This is a genomic window from Pseudomonas weihenstephanensis (assembly GCF_016812185.1).
Taxonomy (GTDB): Bacteria; Pseudomonadota; Gammaproteobacteria; order Pseudomonadales; family Pseudomonadaceae; genus Aquipseudomonas; species Aquipseudomonas weihenstephanensis.
This window is the reverse complement of the sequence record NZ_JAAEBV010000001.1, coordinates 1,561,078-1,581,741: the sequence shown is the minus strand read 5'-3', so window position 1 is coordinate 1,581,741 and position 20,664 is coordinate 1,561,078. Positions and strand designations below refer to the sequence as shown.

At 55.0% G+C, this 20,664-nt stretch carries 25 protein-coding genes; 23 read left to right on the top strand and 2 right to left on the bottom strand.

All coding sequences use genetic code 11. The annotated features are described in order from the left end of the window. Positions 1 to 14: 14 nt before the first annotated feature. The 19 genes from rplN to bfr all read left to right on the top strand — a co-directional run bounded on the left by rplN (position 15) and on the right by bfr (position 10,942). A complete protein-coding gene (gene rplN / locus GYN01_RS07245) occupies positions 15 to 383 on the top strand; it encodes a 50S ribosomal protein L14 (RefSeq protein ID WP_002555479.1) in 369 nt (122 codons plus the stop codon). 11 nt (positions 384 to 394) lie between these two features. Next, positions 395 to 709 carry a 50S ribosomal protein L24 gene (gene rplX, locus GYN01_RS07240; RefSeq protein WP_003444369.1) on the top strand — a complete coding sequence of 105 codons (315 nt, stop codon included), beginning with the start codon at positions 395 to 397 and terminating at the stop codon, positions 707 to 709. A gap of 22 nt (positions 710 to 731) precedes the next feature. Beyond that, positions 732 to 1,271: a 50S ribosomal protein L5 gene (gene rplE / locus GYN01_RS07235; protein ID WP_048362313.1), complete on the top strand. Its 540-nt coding sequence runs from the start codon at positions 732 to 734 to the stop codon at positions 1,269 to 1,271. 12 nt (positions 1,272 to 1,283) lie between these two features. Beyond that, positions 1,284 to 1,589, top strand: a complete 306-nt coding sequence (gene rpsN / locus GYN01_RS07230) for a 30S ribosomal protein S14 (protein ID WP_019409906.1) — start codon at positions 1,284 to 1,286, stop codon at positions 1,587 to 1,589. A 211-nt stretch (positions 1,590 to 1,800) separates the two neighbouring features. Beyond that, positions 1,801 to 2,193: a 30S ribosomal protein S8 gene (rpsH, locus tag GYN01_RS07225; RefSeq protein WP_019409907.1), complete on the top strand. Its 393-nt coding sequence runs from the start codon at positions 1,801 to 1,803 to the stop codon at positions 2,191 to 2,193. A 12-nt stretch (positions 2,194 to 2,205) separates the two neighbouring features. Then, positions 2,206 to 2,739 (top strand): 50S ribosomal protein L6, encoded by a 534-nt coding sequence (rplF, locus tag GYN01_RS07220; RefSeq protein ID WP_016779180.1) that lies wholly within the window; start codon positions 2,206 to 2,208, stop codon positions 2,737 to 2,739. 10 nt (positions 2,740 to 2,749) lie between these two features. Next, on the top strand, positions 2,750 to 3,100 hold the full coding sequence (rplR, locus tag GYN01_RS07215) for a 50S ribosomal protein L18 (RefSeq protein WP_003444364.1): 351 nt from the start codon (positions 2,750 to 2,752) through the stop codon (positions 3,098 to 3,100). 3 nt (positions 3,101 to 3,103) lie between these two features. After that, positions 3,104 to 3,604, top strand: coding sequence for a 30S ribosomal protein S5 (gene rpsE / locus GYN01_RS07210; RefSeq protein ID WP_003186035.1), 501 nt, complete (start codon positions 3,104 to 3,106; stop codon positions 3,602 to 3,604). A 2-nt stretch (positions 3,605 to 3,606) separates the two neighbouring features. Next, positions 3,607 to 3,783 carry a 50S ribosomal protein L30 gene (gene rpmD, locus GYN01_RS07205; protein WP_003444363.1) on the top strand — a complete coding sequence of 59 codons (177 nt, stop codon included), beginning with the start codon at positions 3,607 to 3,609 and terminating at the stop codon, positions 3,781 to 3,783. Between the two features lie 3 nt (positions 3,784 to 3,786). Next, positions 3,787 to 4,224: a 50S ribosomal protein L15 gene (gene rplO / locus GYN01_RS07200; protein WP_048362314.1), complete on the top strand. Its 438-nt coding sequence runs from the start codon at positions 3,787 to 3,789 to the stop codon at positions 4,222 to 4,224. Beyond that, positions 4,225 to 5,553 (top strand): preprotein translocase subunit SecY, encoded by a 1,329-nt coding sequence (gene secY / locus GYN01_RS07195; protein WP_003444361.1) that lies wholly within the window; start codon positions 4,225 to 4,227, stop codon positions 5,551 to 5,553. Positions 5,554 to 5,585: 32 nt separating this feature from the next. Then, positions 5,586 to 5,702: a 50S ribosomal protein L36 gene (gene rpmJ, locus GYN01_RS07190; protein ID WP_002555468.1), complete on the top strand. Its 117-nt coding sequence runs from the start codon at positions 5,586 to 5,588 to the stop codon at positions 5,700 to 5,702. A gap of 129 nt (positions 5,703 to 5,831) precedes the next feature. Beyond that, entirely contained in the window at positions 5,832 to 6,188 is a 357-nt protein-coding gene (rpsM, locus tag GYN01_RS07185) for a 30S ribosomal protein S13 (RefSeq protein WP_016779184.1), read from the top strand. 30 nt (positions 6,189 to 6,218) lie between these two features. Beyond that, entirely contained in the window at positions 6,219 to 6,608 is a 390-nt protein-coding gene (gene rpsK / locus GYN01_RS07180; protein WP_007924177.1) for a 30S ribosomal protein S11, read from the top strand. A gap of 18 nt (positions 6,609 to 6,626) precedes the next feature. After that, entirely contained in the window at positions 6,627 to 7,247 is a 621-nt protein-coding gene (rpsD, locus tag GYN01_RS07175; protein WP_048362315.1) for a 30S ribosomal protein S4, read from the top strand. A gap of 22 nt (positions 7,248 to 7,269) precedes the next feature. Beyond that, positions 7,270 to 8,271 (top strand): DNA-directed RNA polymerase subunit alpha, encoded by a 1,002-nt coding sequence (locus GYN01_RS07170; protein WP_003176403.1) that lies wholly within the window; start codon positions 7,270 to 7,272, stop codon positions 8,269 to 8,271. 42 nt (positions 8,272 to 8,313) lie between these two features. Continuing rightward, entirely contained in the window at positions 8,314 to 8,700 is a 387-nt protein-coding gene (gene rplQ / locus GYN01_RS07165) for a 50S ribosomal protein L17 (protein ID WP_016779185.1), read from the top strand. 173 nt (positions 8,701 to 8,873) lie between these two features. Beyond that, complete coding sequence (locus GYN01_RS07160; protein WP_203306775.1) at positions 8,874 to 10,322, top strand: catalase; 1,449 nt, start codon at positions 8,874 to 8,876, stop codon at positions 10,320 to 10,322. A gap of 155 nt (positions 10,323 to 10,477) precedes the next feature. Next, positions 10,478 to 10,942, top strand: a complete 465-nt coding sequence (bfr, locus tag GYN01_RS07155; protein WP_048362317.1) for a bacterioferritin — start codon at positions 10,478 to 10,480, stop codon at positions 10,940 to 10,942. A gap of 60 nt (positions 10,943 to 11,002) precedes the next feature. Here the strand turns inward: bfr and uvrA are convergent, their stop codons facing one another. Continuing rightward, entirely contained in the window at positions 11,003 to 13,837 is a 2,835-nt protein-coding gene (gene uvrA, locus GYN01_RS07150; protein WP_059763673.1) for an excinuclease ABC subunit UvrA, read from the bottom strand. Between the two features lie 197 nt (positions 13,838 to 14,034). On the opposite strand from uvrA, the gene GYN01_RS07145 reads away from it, so the two are divergent. Both GYN01_RS07145 and GYN01_RS07140 read left to right on the top strand, forming a co-directional pair. Beyond that, a complete protein-coding gene (locus GYN01_RS07145) occupies positions 14,035 to 15,426 on the top strand; it encodes an MFS transporter (RefSeq protein WP_048401537.1) in 1,392 nt (463 codons plus the stop codon). Positions 15,427 to 15,435: 9 nt separating this feature from the next. Next, entirely contained in the window at positions 15,436 to 15,975 is a 540-nt protein-coding gene (locus tag GYN01_RS07140) for a single-stranded DNA-binding protein (RefSeq protein ID WP_203306774.1), read from the top strand. Between the two features lie 97 nt (positions 15,976 to 16,072). On the opposite strand, the gene GYN01_RS07135 is transcribed toward GYN01_RS07140, so the two are convergent. Continuing rightward, on the bottom strand, positions 16,073 to 17,260 hold the full coding sequence (locus GYN01_RS07135; protein WP_048362321.1) for an MFS transporter: 1,188 nt from the start codon (positions 17,258 to 17,260) through the stop codon (positions 16,073 to 16,075). 110 nt (positions 17,261 to 17,370) lie between these two features. Here GYN01_RS07135 and GYN01_RS07130 point away from each other — a divergent pair, with 110 nt between their 5' ends. Next, on the top strand, positions 17,371 to 18,276 hold the full coding sequence (locus GYN01_RS07130) for a LysR family transcriptional regulator (protein WP_203306773.1): 906 nt from the start codon (positions 17,371 to 17,373) through the stop codon (positions 18,274 to 18,276). 193 nt (positions 18,277 to 18,469) lie between these two features. Further along, positions 18,470 to 20,584 carry a mechanosensitive ion channel family protein gene (locus tag GYN01_RS07125; protein WP_203306772.1) on the top strand — a complete coding sequence of 705 codons (2,115 nt, stop codon included), beginning with the start codon at positions 18,470 to 18,472 and terminating at the stop codon, positions 20,582 to 20,584. Positions 20,585 to 20,664: the final 80 nt, after the last annotated feature.

Here is a 20,664-nt window from a genome sequence, read left to right as displayed (position 1 = left end):
GTCGGAGAAATTATATGATTCAGACTCAATCCATGCTCGATGTGGCCGATAACAGCGGCGCACGCCGTGTTATGTGCATCAAGGTGCTGGGTGGCTCCCATCGTCGTTACGCTGGTATCGGTGACATCATCAAAGTTACCGTGAAGGAAGCAATTCCTCGCGGTAAAGTGAAAAAAGGCCAAGTGATGACTGCTGTTGTAGTCCGCACTCGTCACGGCGTACGTCGTGCAGATGGCTCCATTATCCGCTTTGATGGCAACGCTGCTGTTCTTCTGAACAACAAGCAAGAGCCGATCGGCACCCGTATCTTTGGGCCAGTGACCCGTGAGCTTCGTACTGAGAAGTTCATGAAGATCGTCTCGCTCGCCCCAGAAGTGCTGTAAGGAGATCCGACATGCAAAAGATTCGTCGTGACGACGAGATCATCGTGATCGCCGGCAAAGACAAAGGTAAGCGCGGTAAGGTGCTTAAGGTTCTCGCTAATAACCGTCTGGTTATTGGTGGTCTGAACCTGGTTAAGCGTCATACCAAGCCTAACCCGATGTCGGGCGTGCAGGGCGGTATCGTCGAGAAAGAAGCTCCACTGGACGCTTCTAACGTCGCCATCTTCAACGGCGAAACCAACAAGGCTGACCGCGTTGGTTTCAAAGTAGAAGAAGGCAAAAAAATTCGTGTCTTCAAGTCGACCCAAAAAGCGGTTGATGCTTGAACACTGCTAGGTAGATAAGACCATGGCACGACTAAAAGAGATTTACCGGAAGGAAATCGCTCCGAAACTTAAGGAAGAACTTAAGCTTTCGAACGTGATGGAAGTTCCGCGCGTTACCAAAATCACCCTGAACATGGGTTTGGGCGAAGCGATCGGTGATAAAAAAATCATCGAGCACGCTGTAGCTGATTTGGAAAAGATCACGGGTCAAAAAGTTGTTGTGACCTACGCTCGCAAGTCCATCGCAGGCTTTAAAGTTCGCGAAGGCTGGCCGATCGGCGTCAAAGTAACTCTGCGCCGTGAGCGTATGTACGAATTCCTGGATCGTCTGCTGTCGATCTCCCTGCCTCGGGTACGCGACTTCCGCGGCCTGAATGCCAAGTCCTTCGATGGTCGTGGTAACTACAGCATGGGCGTAAAAGAGCAGATCATTTTCCCGGAAATCGACTACGACAAAATCGATGCTCTCCGCGGTCTGGACATTACCCTGACCACCACTGCTCGAACGGATGATGAAGGTCGCGCCCTGTTGCGTGCTTTCAAATTCCCGTTCCGCAACTGATTGGAGTAGACCATGGCTAAGATGAGCATGAAAAACCGCGAGCTGAAGCGTCAGCTCACGGTTGCTAAGTTCGCCAAGAAGCGTGCTGAGCTGAAAGCTATCATCGTGGATCTGAACGCAAGTCCAGAAGCACGTTGGGAAGCTCAAGTTGCTCTGCAGAAGCAGCCACGTGATGCAAGCGCTGCGCGCATGCGTAACCGCTGCCGCTTGACTGGTCGTCCGCATGGTGTTTACCGCAAGTTCGGCCTGGGCCGTAACAAATTGCGTGAAGCAGCAATGCGTGGCGACGTACCAGGTCTGGTTAAAGCCAGCTGGTAAGGCGAAACGGCAAAGTCGTCATTGTCAGGGTCGCAAGATCCTGACAGTCGGTGACCTTGAACATGAATCAAGCCCCTATTGGGGCTTGATTCATTTCTGGTGTATGTCTAGAATGACCGGCTCGCCTGAGCCCGTGCTTTTTAGTTGCGTGTCACTCGGCGATAGTTGTAGCCGCAAGGCTAATTATTTTTGTAACAGGAGCGTCTAGCCCATGAGTATGCAGGACCCGTTAGCGGACATGCTAACTCGAATCCGTAATGCCCAGATGGCTGAAAAGTCCGTCGTAAGCATGCCATCTTCTACGTTGAAGGTAGCTGTAGCTAAAGTCCTGAAGGACGAAGGTTACATCGCGGATTATCAGATCAGCAGCGAAATCAAACCACTGCTGTCTATCGAGCTGAAGTACTTCGAAGGCCGTCCAGTCATCGAAGAAGTTAAGCGCGTTAGCCGTCCAGGCCTGCGTCAGTACAAGTCCTCCGATGATCTGCCAAAAGTTCGTGGCGGTCTCGGTGTGTCTATCGTCTCCACCAACAAAGGTGTGATGACGGATCGTGCTGCGCGCGCTGCCGGTGTCGGCGGCGAAGTTCTTTGCACTGTGTTCTAAGGGGGGATAAGCATGTCACGCGTCGCTAAGAACCCCGTTAAGCTGCCAGCTGGTGTCGAAGTAAAATTCGCCGGCCAACAGCTTTCGGTGAAGGGTGCCAAGGGCACTCTAGAACTGAACATCCATTCGTCCGTTGAGATCGTTGAAGAAGCCGGTGAGTTGCGTTTCGCTGCTCGCAATGGCGATCAACAAACTCGCGCAATGGCTGGTACCACTCGTGCGTTGGTAAACAACATGGTCCAAGGCGTAAGCCAAGGCTTCGAGCGCAAGCTCCAGCTGGTCGGTGTTGGTTACAAAGCGCAAGCAAAAGGCACAGTGCTGAACCTGGCTCTTGGCTTCTCGCACCCAGTGGATTACGAATTGCCGGAAGGCATCACCGCTGAGACACCAAGCCAAACCGACATCCTGATCAAGGGTATCGATAAGCAACTGGTAGGTCAGGTCGCCGCTGAGATCCGCGGTTTCCGTCCACCAGAACCTTATAAAGGTAAGGGTGTACGTTACGCGGACGAAGTCGTCCGTCGTAAAGAAGCCAAGAAGAAGTAGGGCATAGCAAATGACCGACAAAAAAGTTACTCGACTGCGTCGCGCTCGCAAAGCACGTCTGAAAATGCACGAACTCGAAGTCGTGCGTCTCTGCGTGTTCCGCTCGTCTCAGCATATATACGCCCAGGTCATCTCGGCCGACGGCAGCAAAGTCCTGGCAAGCGCCTCGACTTTGGACAAAGAACTGCGTGATGCTGCTACTGGCAACATCGACGCGGCCACAAAGGTTGGCCAGCTGGTCGCTACGCGTGCAAAAGCCGCTGGCGTCTCGCAGGTGGCTTTCGACCGCTCTGGCTTCAAGTACCACGGCCGCGTGAAAGCGCTGGCTGAGGCTGCTCGTGAAGCTGGGCTGGAGTTCTAAGTTATGTCAAATAACGACCAAAAGCGCGACGAAGGCTACATTGAGAAGCTGGTTCAAGTTAACCGCGTAGCCAAAACCGTTAAAGGCGGCCGTATCTTCACTTTCACCGCGTTGACCGTGGTAGGTGATGGTAAAGGGCGTGTTGGCTTCGGCCGTGGCAAGTCACGTGAAGTGCCTGCTGCGATCCAGAAGGCAATGGAAGCTGCTCGCCGCAACATGATCCAAGTTGACCTGAACGGTACAACTCTGCAGTACGCAATGAAGTCAGCTCATGGCGCTTCGAAGGTGTACATGCAGCCTGCTTCTGAAGGTACCGGTATCATCGCTGGCGGCGCTATGCGTGCTGTCCTCGAAGTTGCTGGCGTTCAGAACGTACTGGCCAAGTGCTACGGCTCGACTAACCCGGTAAACGTGGTTCACGCCACTTTCAAAGGTTTGAAAGCTATGCAATCTCCTGAATCCATTGCTGCCAAGCGCGGCAAAAGTGTCAAGGAGATCTTCTGATCATGGCTACCGTAAAAGTAACGCTGATCAAAAGCATGACCGGCCGCATCCCTAATCACAAATTGTGCATTAAGGGTCTGGGTCTGCGTCGCATCGGTCACACTGTAGAAGTACTTGATACTCCCGAGAATCGCGGGATGATCAACAAGGCTTACTACATGCTGCGTGTAGAGGGTTAATCGATGAAACTCAATGATCTGAGTCCAGCGCCGGGTTCCCGTCGCGAAAAGCATCGTCCGGGCCGTGGTATCGGTAGTGGTTTGGGTAAGACTGGTGGCCGTGGTCACAAAGGTCAGTCCTCCCGCTCCGGTGGCACAATTGCTCCAGGCTTTGAAGGCGGTCAACAGCCGCTGCATCGCCGTCTGCCTAAGTTCGGTTTCGTTTCCCTGAAAGCTATGGATCGCGCAGAAGTGCGTTTGTCCGAGCTGGCTAAAGTGGACGGCGACATCGTTACTCTGCAGACCCTGAAAGATGCCAACGTGATCAACGTCAACGTACTGCGTGTGAAAATCATGCTGTCCGGTGAAGTGACTCGCGCTGTCACAATCGGCAAGGGAATCGGCGCCACCAAAGGTGCGCGTTCGGCTATCGAAGCAGCTGGCGGCAAGTTCGAGGAATAAATGGCTAAGCAAGGTGCTCTCTCAGCGCTCAGCAAAGGCGGGTTATCCGAGCTCTGGGCTCGTCTGCGTTTTCTATTCCTGGCGATTATCGTCTACCGAATAGGCGCACACATCCCAGTTCCAGGTATCAACCCGGACCGGCTAGCGGACCTGTTTCGACAGAATGAGGGGACCATTCTTAGCTTGTTCAACATGTTTTCCGGCGGTGCGCTGGAGCGGATGAGTATTTTTGCGCTGGGGATCATGCCGTATATTTCGGCATCGATCATCATGCAGCTTATGTCCGCTGTCAGCCCACAGTTGGAGCAGTTGAAGAAGGAAGGTGAAGCTGGTCGTCGCAAGATAAGCCAGTACACCCGCTACCTCACTGTCGCTCTTGCTCTCGTTCAGGCTATTGGCATGTCCATAGGTCTGGCGGGGCAAGGCGTAGCGTTCACTGGTGACCTAGGCTTCCATTTCGTTGCAGTAACCACGTTTGTGGCGGGTGCAATGTTCATGATGTGGCTGGGTGAGCAGATTACAGAGCGTGGTGTTGGCAACGGTATCTCGATGTTGATTTTTTCGGGTATCGTCGCCGGTCTTCCGAGAGCAATTGGGCAGTCTTTCGAGTCTGCGCGTCAGGGCGATATCAATATCTTCGCCCTGGTTGCTATCGGTTTGCTGGCAGTAGCGATTATCGGTTTTGTGGTGTTCATTGAGCGTGGTCAGCGTCGTATTGCTGTTCACTACGCCAAGCGTCAGCAGGGCCGCAAGGTTTTTGCTGCACAGACAAGCCACTTGCCGCTAAAAGTGAATATGGCCGGCGTTATCCCGGCTATTTTCGCGAGCAGCATTTTGCTGTTCCCGGCTTCGCTGGGTGCCTGGTTTGGTCAGTCTGAAGGTATGGGCTGGTTGCAGGACATCTCGCAGTCGATCGCTCCTGGTCAGCCGTTGAATATTCTGCTGTTTAGTGCAGGGATTATTTTCTTCTGCTTCTTCTATACGGCGTTGATGTTCAATCCGAAAGACGTAGCGGAAAACCTGAAGAAGTCCGGTGCCTTTATTCCGGGTATCCGTCCAGGTGAGCAGTCGGCACGCTATATTGATGGCGTTTTGACTCGTTTGACTCTGTTCGGTGCTCTTTATATGACGGCCGTGTGCCTGTTGCCCCAGTTCCTGGTGGTTGCGGCAAACGTTCCGTTCTACCTTGGCGGGACCTCGTTGCTGATCGTTGTTGTGGTTGTTATGGACTTCATGTCCCAAGTACAATCGCACCTCGTTTCGCACCAGTACGAATCCCTGATGAAGAAAGCCAACCTGAAGGGCTACGGCAGCGGCATGCTCCGCTGAAGTACTACCCCGTAAGGTGAGAGGAGTTGGTGATGAAAGTTCGTGCATCGGTGAAAAAGCTGTGCCGTAACTGCAAGATTATTCGCCGCGAAGGTGTTGTTCGGGTAATTTGCAGCGCGGAACCACGTCACAAACAGCGCCAAGGCTGAGTGTGATCTGTTTGAAGCCCAGCAGCTAGTGCGCTGCTGGGTTGATTATTTGTTATTACAGCGATATTATCTCGCGCCCTATTTCTTGGCTTCCGGGGCGTAGGTAGCTGTCAATTGGAGTCCCACTGAATGGCCCGTATTGCAGGCGTTAACATTCCAGATAACAAGCACACTGTTATCTCGCTGACCTACATCTATGGTGTTGGTCGCACTACCTCACAGAAAATCTGTGCGGATGCTGGTGTAAACCCAGCCGCTAAGATCAAGGATCTGAGCGACGAGCAGATTGAGTTGCTGCGTGGCGAAGTGGCAAAGTTCACCACTGAAGGTGATCTGCGTCGTGAAGTCAACATGAAAATCAAACGCTTGATGGACTTGGGCTGCTACCGCGGTCTGCGCCATCGTCGTGGTCTTCCAGTGCGCGGTCAGCGTACCAAGACCAACGCGCGTACTCGCAAAGGTCCGCGTAAGCCGATCCGCAAGTAATCGCACCAGCGAATCGACAGGAATTTAGTCATGGCAAAACCTGCTGCTCGTCCTCGTAAAAAGATTAAAAAGACAGTGGTTGATGGCATCGCCCACATCCACGCGTCTTTCAACAACACCATCGTGACCATCACCGACCGTCAGGGTAATGCGCTTTCTTGGGCTACCTCCGGTGGTTCGGGTTTCCGCGGTTCTCGCAAGTCCACGCCGTTTGCTGCTCAAGTAGCTGCTGAACGTGCTGGTCAAGCTGCGCTGGAATATGGCCTGAAAAACCTTGACGTTAACGTTAAGGGCCCAGGTCCAGGTCGTGAGTCCGCTGTCCGTGCTTTGAACGGCTGTGGCTATAAGATCGCCAGCATCACCGACGTGACGCCAATCCCGCACAACGGGTGCCGTCCGCCGAAGAAGCGCCGCGTGTAATCCAGGAGACTGTAAAGAATGGCTCGTTACATTGGTCCAAAATGCAAACTGGCACGTCGTGAAGGCACCGATCTCTTCCTGAAGAGTGGTGTGCGCGCTATCGAATCGAAGTGCAATATTGAAGCTGCTCCAGGCATCCACGGCCAACGCCGCGGTCGCCAATCCGACTACGGCACCCAACTGCGTGAAAAGCAGAAGGTCCGTCGTATCTACGGCGTTCTCGAGCGTCAGTTCAGCGGCTACTACAAACAAGCTGCTGGCAAAAAAGGTGCAACCGGTGAAAACCTGCTGCAACTGCTCGAATGCCGTCTGGATAACGTCGTATACCGTATGGGTTTCGGTTCTACTCGTGCCGAATCTCGTCAGTTGGTATCGCACAAGTCGATCAGCGTAAACGGTCAGACCGTTAACGTACCGTCGTTCCAGGTTCGTGCTGGTGACGTGGTCGCTATCCGCGAGAAAGCAAAGAACCAGCTTCGCATTGTCCAAGCTCTCGATCTGTGTGCCCAACGTGGCCGCGTAGAATGGGTAGAAGTAGACACTGAGAAGAAGTCGGGCGTTTTCAAGAACGTTCCTGCTCGCAGTGATCTGTCCGCCGACATCAACGAAAGCCTGATTGTCGAGCTCTACTCCAAGTAAGGGCTAGAAAATAGGTGCATCCATGCAGATTTCGGTAAATGAGTTCCTGACACCTCGCCATATTGATGTGCAAGTTGTCAGTCCAACCCGCGCTAAAATCACTCTCGAGCCTCTCGAGCGTGGTTTTGGCCACACCCTGGGCAACGCGCTGCGCCGCATCCTGTTGTCCTCAATGCCAGGCTGTGCAGTAGTCGAGGCCGAGATTGATGGTGTGCTCCACGAGTACAGCGCCATCGAAGGTGTACAGGAAGACGTAATTGAAATCCTGTTGAACCTTAAAGGTCTGGCTATCAAGCTGCACGGCCGTGACGAAGTTACGCTGACCTTGTCGAAGAAGGGTTCGGGGGTGGTTACCGCTGCCGATATTCAGCTGGATCATGATGTCGAGATCGTTAATCCCGATCACGTAATCGCCAACCTGGCGTCTAACGGCGCCTTGAACATGAAGCTCACTGTAGCTCGTGGTCGTGGTTATGAACCAGCCGACTCGCGTCAGAGCGATGAAGACGAAAGCCGCAGCATTGGTCGCTTGCAGCTTGATTCTTCGTTCAGCCCGGTTCGCCGTATCGCATACGTGGTGGAAAACGCCCGTGTCGAGCAGCGCACCAACCTGGACAAACTGGTTATTGATCTGGAGACCAACGGTACCCTGGATCCTGAAGAGGCCATTCGTCGTGCTGCAACCATCCTGCAACAGCAGTTGGCTGCATTCGTCGACCTCAAAGGTGACAGCGAGCCAGTGGTTATCGAACAGGAAGACGAGATCGATCCGATCCTGCTTCGTCCGGTTGACGATCTGGAACTGACCGTGCGTTCGGCCAACTGCCTTAAGGCGGAGAACATTTACTACATCGGTGACCTGATTCAGCGCACCGAAGTAGAACTGTTGAAGACTCCGAACCTGGGCAAGAAATCCTTGACTGAAATCAAGGACGTTCTGGCCTCCCGTGGTCTGTCCCTCGGCATGCGCCTCGACAACTGGCCGCCTGCAAGTCTTAAGAAGGACGACAAGGCGACTGCCTGATCGTCGTAATCACCGAACGTTGTGTTTGGTAAGGAATGAACCATGCGTCATCGTAAAAGTGGTCGTCACCTGAGCCGCACTAGCTCGCACCGCAAGGCTATGTTTCAAAACATGGCAGTGTCGTTGTTCGAGCACGAGCTGATCAAAACGACTCTGCCGAAAGCCAAAGAACTGCGTCGTGTTGCTGAGCCGCTGATTACTCTGGCCAAGATTGATTCTGTTGCTAACCGCCGTCTGGCATTCGACCGTACTCGTTCGAAAGCCATGGTTGGTAAGCTGTTCAACGATCTGGGCAAGCGTTATGCAACTCGTGAGGGTGGCTACCTGCGCATCCTCAAGTGCGGTTTCCGCGCTGGCGACAACGCGCCTATGGCGTACGTCGAGTTGGTTGATCGTCCAGTTGGCGGTGAAGCTGTATCCGCTGAGTAAGACGTCAGTCTCTACAAAGAACCGGGCCTAGTGCCCGGTTTTTTGTGCGCCTTGAATTAAGTTTTTCTATTGTTGTGCATCATTTAATGCATTTGCCCATGTTAAATACATGGTCAATACTCCCCCTCAGCCGATTAGCCGGCAGCACCAAGACTGACTGAGGAAGTAAACGCATGAGCCAGACCAAAACGCTTACCACCGCCAGCGGCGCCCCAGTAGCTGATAACCAGAATTCTCGTTCTGCCGGTCCTCGCGGCCCCTTGTTGCTCGATGACTTCCATTTGATTGAGAAGCTCGCGCATTTCAACCGCGAAAATATTCCAGAGCGTCGTGTACACGCTAAAGGTTCAGGTGCGCACGGTACGTTCACCCTGACCCGTGATATGACCCAGTTCAGCAGCGCCAAACTGTTCGATACCCTTGGCAAGCAAACGCCGACATTCATGCGCTTCTCTACCGTGGGTGGTGAACGCGGTTCTGCCGACACCGAGCGCGACCCGCGCGGCTTTGCCATCAAGTTCTATACCGAAGAAGGTAACTGGGACATTGTGGGCAACAACACACCTGTGTTTTTCATCCGTGATCCACTGAAGTTTCCTGACTTCATTCACACGCAAAAGCGTCTGCCGCAGAGCAATCTGAAAAGCGCACAAATGATGTGGGACTTCTGGTCGCACTCACCTGAGTCTCTGCATCAGGTCACGATCTTGTTTTCTGACCGAGGCATTCCTGATGGCTATCGCCACATGCACGGTTTCGGCAGCCACACTTACAGCTTGATCAACGCTGCGGGTGAGCGTCATTGGGTTAAATGGCATTACAAAACCAAGCAAGGGATCAAAAACCTGCCACCGGCAGAAGCTGCACGTTTGGCAGGCACTGATCCTGACTACGCTCAGCGTGATCTGTTTGGTGCCATTGAGCGTGGCAACTTCCCGAAATGGCGCGTTTGCATGCAGGTAATGACCGAAGCGCAGGCCGCTGCACATTACGAAAACCCGTTTGATGTGACTAAAACCTGGTCGCAAAAAGAGTTTCCATTGATAGAAATTGGCGAGTTGGAGTTGAACCGCAACCCGCTCAACTATTTCGCAGAAGTCGAACAAGCCGCTTTTGGGCCTAGCAACATGATTCCGGGCGTAGGCCTGTCTCCTGATCGCATGCTGCAAGGTCGTGTGTTCGCTTACGCTGATGCGCATCGCTATCGTGTAGGTACTAACCACCAACACCTGCCGATTAATTCGCCTCGTGTACCCGTTCACACGTACCAGCGTGATGGCTCGATGGCATATGGCAACAATGGGGGGGCAGCGCCGAACTACGAGCCTAATAGCTACGCAGACGCTCCTAAGCAGGCGCCGCAGTACGCTGAGCCGCCTTTGGCGTTGAGCGGCGCAGCGGACCGATACGATCACCGTGAAGACAGCGACTACTACAGCCATGCCGGCGCTTTGTTTCGCTTGATGAATGAGGAGCAGAAAGCCTTGCTCATCAACAATATTGCAGGCGCCATGGCCGGCGTATCGGACGACGTGGTAGAGCGTCAGCTTCAGCATTTCTACAATGCCGATCAGGCGTATGGTGACGGTGTTGCAAATGCGCTGGGTGTACAGCGTAACTAACTCTAAGTGAGAAGCAGAACCGCCCTCAATTGGGCGGTTTTTGCGTTTTTTAACCTGTTTTTCTCGTCATAAGAGGGTATTTATTGCGATTGAGCCGTGACCTCTGGGTCGGCTTGGTTCAAACTACAGCCTTTCAAGCAGGGAGATGTGGGCCGATGCTAGGGCACCCGGAAGTAATCGATTACCTCAACACGTTGCTGACCGGCGAGCTGGCTGCACGTGACCAATATTTCGTCCATTCCCGCATGTATGAGGATTGGGGTTTCACAAAGTTGTACGAACGTATCAACCACGAGATGGAAGAAGAGGCACAACACGCAGATGCGTTGATGCGCCGGATTCTGATGCTTGAAGGTACGCCGCGTATGCGCCCGGATGACTTGGATGTGGGTACTTCTGTACCGGACATGTTCGCCGCAGATTTACGCCTTGAGTACAAAGTACGTGCTGCACTGTGCAAGGGTATTGAGTTGTGCGAGCTACACAAGGATTACGTCAGCCGCGACATGCTGCGTATTCAGTTGGCTGATACCGAAGAAGATCACACCTACTGGCTGGAAAAACAGCTGGGCCTGATCAAGTCAATCGGCCTTCAGAACTACCTGCAATCGCAGTTCTGATGGCTCAGTAAAAAGCCCCTGTCATCATTACGATGACAGGGGCTTTTTCATACGTTGCGGTTAAGCTTTATCGCGGATCAGTAACGGCTTCAGATAGAAGCCTGTGTGTGACTGCTTCATTTCAGCGACGTCTTCAGGCGTGCCGGTGGCAATGATCTGCCCACCTTTGGAGCCGCCTTCAGGACCGAGGTCCACCAGCCAGTCGGCTGTTTTAATCACGTCCAGGTTGTGCTCGATGACCACCACGGTGTTGCCGTGATCGCGCAGACGATGCAGCACATCCAGCAACTGTTGAATATCCGCAAAGTGCAGGCCCGTTGTTGGCTCGTCGAGGATATACAGGGTTTTACCGGTGTCACGCTTGGACAGCTCGCGGGAGAGCTTCACCCGCTGCGCTTCACCGCCTGACAGTGTCGTGGCAGATTGTCCGAGCTTGATGTATGACAAGCCTACGTCCATCAACGTTTGCAGCTTACGCGCCAAGGCAGGCACCGCATCGAAGAACACACGGGCTTCTTCGATGGTCATCTCCAGCACTTCGTGGATGCTCTTGCCCTTGTATTTGATCTCAAGGGTTTCGCGGTTATAGCGCTTGCTTTTGCACACGTCGCACGGCACGTAGATGTCAGGCAGAAAGTGCATCTCTACCTTGATCAAGCCATCACCTTGGCACGCCTCGCAGCGACCACCTTTCACGTTGAACGAGAAACGCCCTGGACCATAACCCCGGGAGCGGGATTCAGGCACGCCAGAAAACAGTTCGCGAATGGGGGTAAACAGCCCGGTGTACGTCGCCGGGTTGGAACGCGGCGTGCGGCCGATCGGGCTTTGGTCGATGTCTACGACTTTATCCAGGTGCTCCAGACCTTTAATGCTGTCGTGAGCGGCGGCTTCCAGCGTGGTAGCACCGTTCAAGGCCGTTGCGCTGAGCGGGTAGAGTGTGTTGTTGATCAGCGTCGACTTGCCTGACCCTGAAACACCGGTCACACACGTCAGCAAACCAATCGGGATCTCAAGGTCGACATTGCGCAAATTGTTGCCGCGCGCGCCTTTGAGCGACAGGGTCAGCTTCTTGTTGCGCGGTGTGCGTTTGGCAGGGACTGCGATCTTCACCCGGCCCGACAAGTATTTGCCCGTCAGCGAGTCAGGGTGGGCCATGACTTCGGCAGGCGTGCCTTGTGCAACGATATGGCCACCATGTACGCCCGCGCCCGGCCCGATGTCCACCACATAGTCCGCCAGCCGGATGGCATCTTCATCGTGCTCGACGACAATTACCGTATTGCCAATGTCGCGCAGGTGCTTGAGCGTGCCCAGCAAGCGATCGTTATCGCGCTGATGCAAACCGATAGACGGCTCGTCGAGGATATACAGCACGCCCACCAAGCCCGCACCAATCTGGCTGGCCAAGCGAATGCGCTGCGCTTCGCCGCCGGATAATGTGTCGGCGCTACGGTCCAGAGACAAGTAATCCAGGCCCACATTCACTAGGAACTGTAAGCGCTCGCGAATCTCTTTAAGAATCTTGTCCGCAATCTCGCCACGGCGGCCGGTCAGGCTCAGCGTGCTGAAATACTCTGTTGCATCGCCAATCGGCATATTGGTTACGGCAGGCAGGGTTTTCTCGCCTACCCACACGTGGCGCGCTTCGCGGCGCAAACGCGTGCCCCTGCAGTCAGGGCAAGCCTGCGTGCTGAGAAACTTGGCCAGCTCTTCGCGCACGGTCGCCGACTCGGTTTCACGATAGCGACGTTCAAGATTCGGCACGATGCCTTCGAACGGGTGCGCGCGTTTAACGATGTCGCCGCGATCATTCAAATAACGGAAGTCAACGTTCTGGGTACCGCTGCCATACAGAATGACTTTCTGTTTGTCGGCAGGCAGCTCGCTGAACGGCACTTCGAGGCTGAAATCGTAATGCTTGGCCAGCGCACCGAGCATCTGGAAGTAATAGACGTTACGCCTGTCCCATCCACGGATGGCGCCTTCGGCCAAGGTTAAATCGCCGTTGACCAGGCGCTTGATGTCGAAAAACTGCTTCACGCCCAAACCATCGCACGTCGGGCAAGCGCCCGCCGGGTTGTTGAAGGAAAACAGTTTGGGTTCCAGTTCGCTGATGGCATGCCCGCAAATAGGGCAGGCAAAGCGCGCCGAGAAAATCATTTCTTCGCCAGGCTCGTCGTCCATTGGCGCGACCAAGGCGATACCATCGGCCAGTTTCAGGGCTGTTTCAAACGACTCGGCCAAACGTTGTTGCAGGTCCGCACGTACTTTGAAGCGGTCAACCACCACATCGATGGTGTGTTTTTTCTGCTTGTCCAGCTTCGGCAGTTCATCCAGCTCGCAGAGTTTGCCGTTAACCCGCGCACGCACAAATCCTTGCGCTCGCAGCTCTTCAAACACTGACAAATGCTCGCCCTTGCGCTCACGAATCACCGGCGCCAGCAACATCAGCTTGCTGCCTTCGGGTTGTGCCAGCACCAAGTCGACCATCTGGCTGACGGTCTGTGCTTCCAGGGGAATATCGTGATCCGGGCAACGCGGAATACCTACACGGGCATACAGCAAACGCAGGTAGTCGTAAATTTCAGTGATGGTGCCGACAGTTGATCGCGGGTTGTGCGAGGTTGATTTCTGCTCGATGGAGATTGCTGGCGACAGACCTTCGATGGTGTCGACGTCAGGTTTTTCCATCATTGACAGAAACTGCCGCGCATAGGCTGACAGTGACTCGACATAACGCCGCTGGCCTTCGGCATACAACGTGTCAAACGCCAGGGATGATTTGCCGGAGCCAGACAGTCCGGTGATGACGATCAGTTTGTCCCGTGGCAGGGTCAGGTCGATGTTCTTCAGGTTGTGGGTTCGTGCCCCACGTATCAGGATCTTGTCCACTGCGGCCTCGCTTGGCGGGCATTACGTAAACGAATGAGTATACGGCGCTGTGCGAAAGCTGTGCAGGCCCTTAATGGCACGATGTCATTAAGCAGCCTTTATAACTTTTACGTGACAAAGCGTCGCGCATCGCTCGTGTGTGTGCTGTTACACGATGGGACTGGTAGAATCGCCGCCGGTTCACACGAGGTTTTTCCATGCACGATCCCCATAGCGAACGCATGAGTGGTAGCGAGACCCGCGCAGCAAGCGGTCTGGCCCTTGTGTTTGCCTTCCGTATGCTTGGTATGTTCATGGTGTTGCCCGTATTGGCGACCTATGGGATGGACCTCGCAGGTGCTACACCGGCCTTGATTGGCCTGGCCATTGGCGCCTATGGCCTGACTCAGGCGCTTTTTCAAATTCCGTTCGGGGTTATTTCTGACCGTATAGGTCGGCGCCCGGTGATCTACCTCGGGTTAATTGTCTTCGCCTTGGGCAGCGTACTGGCTGCGAACTCGGATTCAATTTGGGGCGTGATTGCAGGACGAGTCCTTCAAGGCGCCGGTGCCATTTCTGCTGCCGTCATGGCTCTGCTTTCTGATCTGACTCGCGAACAACACCGCACCAAAGCCATGGCCATGATCGGCATGACCATTGGGTTGTCGTTTGCCGTGGCAATGGTCGTAGGCCCGTTGTTAACCCGCGCATTCGGTTTGTCGGGTTTGTTTTTAGCCACCGGCGCGATGGCTCTGGTGGGGATTGTGATCGTCATGTTCATGGTGCCGCGCTCAACCGGTACGTTGCAGCACCGTGAATCCGGCGTGGCCAGGCAGGCTTTGATACCGACGTTGCGCCATCCAGACTTGCTGCGCCTGGACCTCGGCATTTTTGTGTTGCACGCCATGTTGATGTCCAGTTTCATAGCCTTGCCGCTGGCGCTGGTTGAAAAAGCCGGTTTGCCCAAGGAACAACACTGGTGGGTCTACCTGACTGCCTTGCTTATTTCTTTCTTCGCCATGATCCCGTTCATCATCTACGGCGAGAAAAAACGCAAAATGAAACGAGTTTTACTCGGCGCCGTCGCGACGTTGATGCTCACTGAGCTATTCTTCTGGCAGTTCGGCGACAGCTTGCGCGCTTTAGTGATCGGCACGGTGGTGTTTTTCACCGCGTTCAATCTGCTAGAGGCGTCATTGCCTTCGCTGATCAGCAAAGTGTCACCAGCGGGCGGCAAGGGCACGGCGATGGGGGTTTATTCCACCAGCCAATTCCTCGGTTCAGCACTGGGCGGCATACTCGGTGGCTGGTTATTTCAGCATGGCGGTCTGTCGGTTGTGTTCCTTGGATGCGCAGGTCTGGCTGCCCTCTGGCTCGCCTTTGCTGTTACCATGCGCGAACCTCCGTATGTGACAAGCGTGCGCTTGCCGTTATCGCCTGAGGCGCTTCGCGAAGCAGGCCTGAGCGAGCGTTTGAAGGCTGTTGCTGGAGTCACTGATGCAGTGGTGGTAGCCGAAGAGGCTGCCATTTATATCAAATTGGACACCGAACTATTGGATCGCGCGACACTCGAGCAGTTGGTTAACCCAGCGCCGACGTGCGAAGCCTAGGAGAACGTTATGGCCCGTGGGGTTAACAAAGTTATATTGGTCGGCACGTGCGGCCAGGATCCCGAAGTTCGCTACTTGCCTAACGGTAATGCCGTGACCAACCTGAGTCTGGCAACCAGCGAACAGTGGACTGACAAGCAAACTGGCCAGAAAGTCGAAAAGACTGAATGGCACCGTGTCTCGATGTTCGGCAAAGTGGCTGAAATCGCCGGCGAATACCTGCGTAAAGGTTCGCAAGTCTACATCGAAGGCAAGCTGCAAACCCGTGAGTGGGAAAAAGACGGTATCAAGCGTTACACCACTGAAATCGTGGTCGACATGCAGGGCACCATGCAGCTGCTGGGTGGCCGTTCTCAGGGCGACCAACAAAACCAGGGTGGTGGCAATAACTACCAACAGCAGCAGTCTGCCCCGCGTCAGCAGGCTCAACGCCCAGCGCCGCAACAGCAACAGCAGCAGCCACAGCGCGATTCGCGCCCAGCGCCGCAACAGCAGGCACCGCAACCTGCTCCGGATTTCGACAGCTTTGATGACGATATCCCGTTCTGAGCCCCACTAGGCACGTGCTTAGTCGCAGAACTCACGCACGCTGAACGCTTAAAAGGCCGGTCACTTTCTCAGTGACCGGCCTTTTTATTTGCGCGGTTTATGAGCGTCGCATCAACAGCAAGGCCAAGCCTATAGCCGTCGCGGCAATGCCTGCTGAGATCATGCCCAGCGATTGGAGCCCATAGTGCTGAATCCCGAGGCCTCCCACGATTGCGCCCAAACCGATACCCGCATTGGCTGCCGAAATGTTCAAGGATGCAGCTAAGGCTTGAGCCTTGGCGCCCGCGCGCATGACGCGAACCTGGCAGATCGGGAACAGGGCCGTGTAGGCGATGCCCCACACCACCAGCGCAACAATCAGCCCCGTGTGCTGTGACGCGAGAGGAGTGGCTGCCAGCATGCCGGCCGCCAGTAATGTCAGAAACAACACACTGGACCCCAGCGGGCTGCGATCAACAAGACGCCCGCCGATCTGGTTACCCAGCATGCCTACAGCACCAAAGCCCATGAGCCACCAACCCACGTGACGGGGCGCAATGCCAGCCAGGCTCTCAAGGGTGTCTGCCAGGTAGGTATAAGCGGTAAACATCGCTGTAAAGGTCAGTATTGAGAGTGCGACGTGGCCGATAAAGCGCGGGTCTTTGAGGATCAGTGTTTGTTTGTTTGCCGTGGTGCGTTTTGGCGCAGAAGGCAGTGTCGGCATGCAGGTGAGCATCAGTCCTGCGATCAACAGGCACAGCGCCGCCAAGATCCAAAAACTGCCACGCCATCCGACAGCATCTGCGGCCAGCGTGCCCAACGGAATGCCAAATACCAGCGCTGCCGAAATACCCATGTACACATTGGCGATGGCCTTGCCGGCATGCGCCGGGCCGGCCAGTTGCCCAGCAGTTTCGCTGGCGGTGCCCCAAAACACGGGCAACAGCAGCGCGGGAATAAAACGGGCTATCGCCATGACCCAGATATTGACCGACACGGCTGCCAATGCATTGGATGCCGCAAACACCAGCACGATGAAAGTGAACAGCTTGCGCCGATCAATGTGCGCTAGCCGCGCTGTCAAAATGGGACCAAACAGCATCACCGTGAAGGCAAATAACGTGACTAACTGTCCCGCCAGAGTCACGGAAATGGCCAGGTCACGAGCCAGCGCGGGCAGTAGGCCGATGATCAAAAATTCGGTTGTCACAATCACAAAGGCAGCAATCGCCATGATTGCAATCTGTACCCCGGTTCGAGGTTGAGATGGACTGTGGACCGCAGCAGGGGTCTGTGAAGAAGGCATGTTGCATCGCTCTATTGAAATCAGGGCGACAGCTTATTGGAGAAATTTATTCTTATTGCGGCTATAAAATACCCAATCGTGTGAATTTAATTACCCAATGGAGAGGTGTCATGTTTTCTTCTGAGCGGTTGAAAGGTCTGGATGTGTTTGTCTGCGTGGCTGAAACCGGCAGTTTCACGACGGCGGCCGAGCGTCTGAACGTGACTCGCTCAGCCATCAGTAAAGCCATTACCCGTCTGGAAGCGCGGTTGGACACCCGGCTGTTTAATCGAACTACCCGCAGGCTGGCCCTGACCGATGCGGGCGTCAGGTTCTATCGCACCTGCACCAACGTGCTGGGTGAACTGGAGGAGGCCGAGCTGTCACTTCATGCCCACAACACTGAACCCATGGGGCGAGTGCGCATCGACCTGCCGGCGGCCTACGGGCGCCTGCATGCGCTCGGGGTTATTTTGCGCTGCGTTGAAGCGCATGAACTGTTAGTGCCGCACATCTCGTTTTCTGATCGTTATGTGGACCCGGTTGAAGAGGATATCGACATCGTGGTGCGCATTGGTGGCTCAAACATATGGCCGCCCACCTTGGGGCGGCGCTATTTGGGGACCGAACGGCTGGTTTTTTGCGCCTCCCCCGCGTATGTGCTCAAGCATGGAGCACCCAAGACTGCGCATGATCTGGAGCACCACCGCTGCGTGATGTATGGCCGTGCAGATGGCCAGGTCAACCCTTGGTATTTTGCGGGGCCGCAAGGTGGCAGCGAGCGCCGGCTGTTGCTTGCCCACCTCACAGTGGGTGACGGAGAAGGGCAGGTAGCCGCCGTGTTGGCAGGTCATGGCATTGCTCAATTGCCGACCTGGCTGGTTAAGCAGCCACTGGCAGAGGGCAAACTGGTGGAGGTATTGGCGCACTTGGCTACCGAAGGGTCGCCGGTGAATCTGGTGTGGCTCAAGCGCCGAGAGGCCCAGCCTAAAGTGAGCGTTCTACTTGAGGCGCTGGGGGCTGCGCTGGCGCCTTGAGGTACAGGCAGATACCCCGACCTATGCGGCTTTTATCTGTATCCAGCGTGAGATGCTTTTGCGCCTTATGTGCGAACACTTCCTGGTGATTGACTACGCTGTACTCAGAAAAATAGATATGGCGGCTGAAATTCGAACTTCGCTGGCGCATTTCGATCAGTTGATAACAGACTTTCAGGAGGTTCCCCCGGTTTTGTCTTCTCTTAAAACAGTATGTTTGCTGGTCATCCTGCTGCTGACCGGCAATGGCTTTTTGCAGGCAGCGCCCACGCTGGCCTCCGTAATCAAGGCTGAAGAGTCTGATGGAAAGCCTCCGGTGCTGGTTGACGGCGGTTTGCTCGCAGCCTTGGGCGCGGGCATGGATGAGATGCAAGAAAAACTGGGCATGAGCGTGCACCTGCTCGATGCGTGGCGTTTGCGCACGGATCGAGCGGCGGACGAAGTCGGTGTTTTGGTTGAACAGGTCGCGTCGCATCCGTCCTGGAGTGGTGTAGGCGACTTCTTGGTGCTGTCCGCTGTCTGGCTGGCTGTGTTTGCCGCTGCGGTCATGGGAGGGCGGGTATTGGCTCGCCATGCATGTAATAGCCGTGGGCTCAGGCCACGGCCGCGTGTGCAAACATTGACGCGTAACACGCTTTCTTACCTGCTGCCCGCTTTGATCGCCTTGCCGCTGACCTTATATGCCAGTCGCATGCTGCAAGACTCCATTGGCCGCTCGTTGGCCCTCAGCCTCTCGTATGCCAGCAGTGCGGGCGTGTTCTGTACCGCGTTAGTGCTGTCCTTGAGTGCGATGTTTTATGTAGGGCACAAGCGACACGCGGTAGAGATTATTCGTCGATATTCTGTACGGCCCTTATTCTTGATCGGTTTTTTTGCCGCCTTCAGCGACGCCATGAATAGCCCGCAAATGGCTCGACAAATCGGCGGCAACATTGCGAGTTGCTTGTCGGTGCTGACGGGATTACTGGCGTGCGCAGTGTTTGCTTTTTTAGCCGTTAAATTGCGTCGCCCTGTGGCACACCTGATTCGCGACCGGGCGTTGGCGCAGCGTGTGGGCCAGCCCGCGCTACAAGAGTCATTGCGTATTTTTTCGGTGCTGTGGTACTGGCCGATCCTGCTGATGCTGTTGGTGTCGGCGCTTGACTTGTTGGGCGTGGGGGAGGGCAGTGAGCGCACGATGCGCAATGCATTGCTGACGTGCGGCTTGTTGATCGCCACCGTGTTCATGAGCACGATTTTGCATCACGGCTTCCACACCGAGGTAAAACGCAGTGGCGCGTATAAAGAGCGTTTGATGACCGTGCTGTATGCGCTATTGCGCATCGCTCTGGCGGTCACCTTTATCGAATTGCTGGCGCAAATCTGGGGCTTTTCTCTGCTGGCGTTTGCCTCGGACAGCAACACCGGCAGGGTGATCAGCGATTCACTGGGGCATATCCTGCTGATTTTATTAGTCACCTGGCTGACCTGGGTGGTGCTGGACACCGCCATCCAGCAAGCGCTGCAACCTACTACCAATCGTCGCGGCGCCCGTGAGCCGAGTACGCGGATCAAAACCATCCTGCCGCTGATGCGCAATGCAACCAAAGTGATACTGGTGGTGGTCTGCACCATTACCACGATGGCCAATTTAGGGGTCAACGTTGCGCCTTTCCTGGCGGGTGCCGGGGTGATTGGCCTGGCGATCGGTTTTGGTTCTCAGCAGTTGGTGCAAGACGTCATTACCGGGCTTTTCATCATCATCGAAGACACCATTTCAGTGGGCGATTGGGTCGTGGTAGACGCCAACCACGCGGGTACGGTCGAGGGTTTGACCATTCGCACCTTGCGTCTGCGCGACAGCCGCGGCTTTGTGCACTCGGTGCCCTTCGGTCAGATAAAGGCAGTCATCAATCACTCCAGGCAATTTGCCTACGCCTTCTTCTCGGTGCAGTTCACTTATGCCACGGACATCGACCAAGCCACCGACCTGATTCGCGACGCTGGCCGACAAATCAGCGATGACCCGTTGCTCAGTCTTAGCTTGCAAGGTTCATTGACCGTCTTTGGCGTCGATAGCATGAACCTGGATGGTGTCACCGTGACGGCCCAATTTCGGACCATGTCCGGTGCGCAAAGCACCATTACCCGTGCGTTCAATGACCGGCTCAAAAAGCTTGTGGATAAGTCTGATGACGTTAATTTTGCGCAAACCTATCCACAGGCCCTGCTGGCCCCCGTCAGTGCAGTGACGCAATCTGCGGCGCCAGACGGGGCGCCACATCGGTCTACGCTATTGCTGACCGATATGCCGCCATCGTCGCAATGATCCGCTGCGAGCCTGAGGAGCAGTTTGTCAGTGACGACAGGCTGATAAACCCGCAAAATGCGGGAGTCTTGATCATGGCC

Bases quoted from the DNA above. Each gene is read 5' to 3' on its own strand.
- rplN (WP_002555479.1), top strand. From the start codon at position 15: ATGATTCAGACTCAATCCATGCTCGATGTGGCCGATAACAGCGGCGCA.
- rplX (WP_003444369.1), top strand. From the start codon at position 395: ATGCAAAAGATTCGTCGTGACGACGAGATCATCGTGATCGCCGGCAAA.
- rplE (WP_048362313.1), top strand. From the start codon at position 732: ATGGCACGACTAAAAGAGATTTACCGGAAGGAAATCGCTCCGAAACTT.
- rpsN (WP_019409906.1), top strand. From the start codon at position 1,284: ATGGCTAAGATGAGCATGAAAAACCGCGAGCTGAAGCGTCAGCTCACG.
- rpsH (WP_019409907.1), top strand. From the start codon at position 1,801: ATGAGTATGCAGGACCCGTTAGCGGACATGCTAACTCGAATCCGTAAT.
- rplF (WP_016779180.1), top strand. From the start codon at position 2,206: ATGTCACGCGTCGCTAAGAACCCCGTTAAGCTGCCAGCTGGTGTCGAA.
- rplR (WP_003444364.1), top strand. From the start codon at position 2,750: ATGACCGACAAAAAAGTTACTCGACTGCGTCGCGCTCGCAAAGCACGT.
- rpsE (WP_003186035.1), top strand. From the start codon at position 3,104: ATGTCAAATAACGACCAAAAGCGCGACGAAGGCTACATTGAGAAGCTG.
- rpmD (WP_003444363.1), top strand. From the start codon at position 3,607: ATGGCTACCGTAAAAGTAACGCTGATCAAAAGCATGACCGGCCGCATC.
- rplO (WP_048362314.1), top strand. From the start codon at position 3,787: ATGAAACTCAATGATCTGAGTCCAGCGCCGGGTTCCCGTCGCGAAAAG.
- secY (WP_003444361.1), top strand. From the start codon at position 4,225: ATGGCTAAGCAAGGTGCTCTCTCAGCGCTCAGCAAAGGCGGGTTATCC.
- rpmJ (WP_002555468.1), top strand. From the start codon at position 5,586: ATGAAAGTTCGTGCATCGGTGAAAAAGCTGTGCCGTAACTGCAAGATT.
- rpsM (WP_016779184.1), top strand. From the start codon at position 5,832: ATGGCCCGTATTGCAGGCGTTAACATTCCAGATAACAAGCACACTGTT.
- rpsK (WP_007924177.1), top strand. From the start codon at position 6,219: ATGGCAAAACCTGCTGCTCGTCCTCGTAAAAAGATTAAAAAGACAGTG.
- rpsD (WP_048362315.1), top strand. From the start codon at position 6,627: ATGGCTCGTTACATTGGTCCAAAATGCAAACTGGCACGTCGTGAAGGC.
- GYN01_RS07170 (WP_003176403.1), top strand. From the start codon at position 7,270: ATGCAGATTTCGGTAAATGAGTTCCTGACACCTCGCCATATTGATGTG.
- rplQ (WP_016779185.1), top strand. From the start codon at position 8,314: ATGCGTCATCGTAAAAGTGGTCGTCACCTGAGCCGCACTAGCTCGCAC.
- GYN01_RS07160 (WP_203306775.1), top strand. From the start codon at position 8,874: ATGAGCCAGACCAAAACGCTTACCACCGCCAGCGGCGCCCCAGTAGCT.
- bfr (WP_048362317.1), top strand. From the start codon at position 10,478: ATGCTAGGGCACCCGGAAGTAATCGATTACCTCAACACGTTGCTGACC.
- GYN01_RS07145 (WP_048401537.1), top strand. From the start codon at position 14,035: ATGCACGATCCCCATAGCGAACGCATGAGTGGTAGCGAGACCCGCGCA.
- GYN01_RS07140 (WP_203306774.1), top strand. From the start codon at position 15,436: ATGGCCCGTGGGGTTAACAAAGTTATATTGGTCGGCACGTGCGGCCAG.
- GYN01_RS07135 (WP_048362321.1), bottom strand. From the start codon at position 17,260: ATGCCTTCTTCACAGACCCCTGCTGCGGTCCACAGTCCATCTCAACCT.
- GYN01_RS07130 (WP_203306773.1), top strand. From the start codon at position 17,371: ATGTTTTCTTCTGAGCGGTTGAAAGGTCTGGATGTGTTTGTCTGCGTG.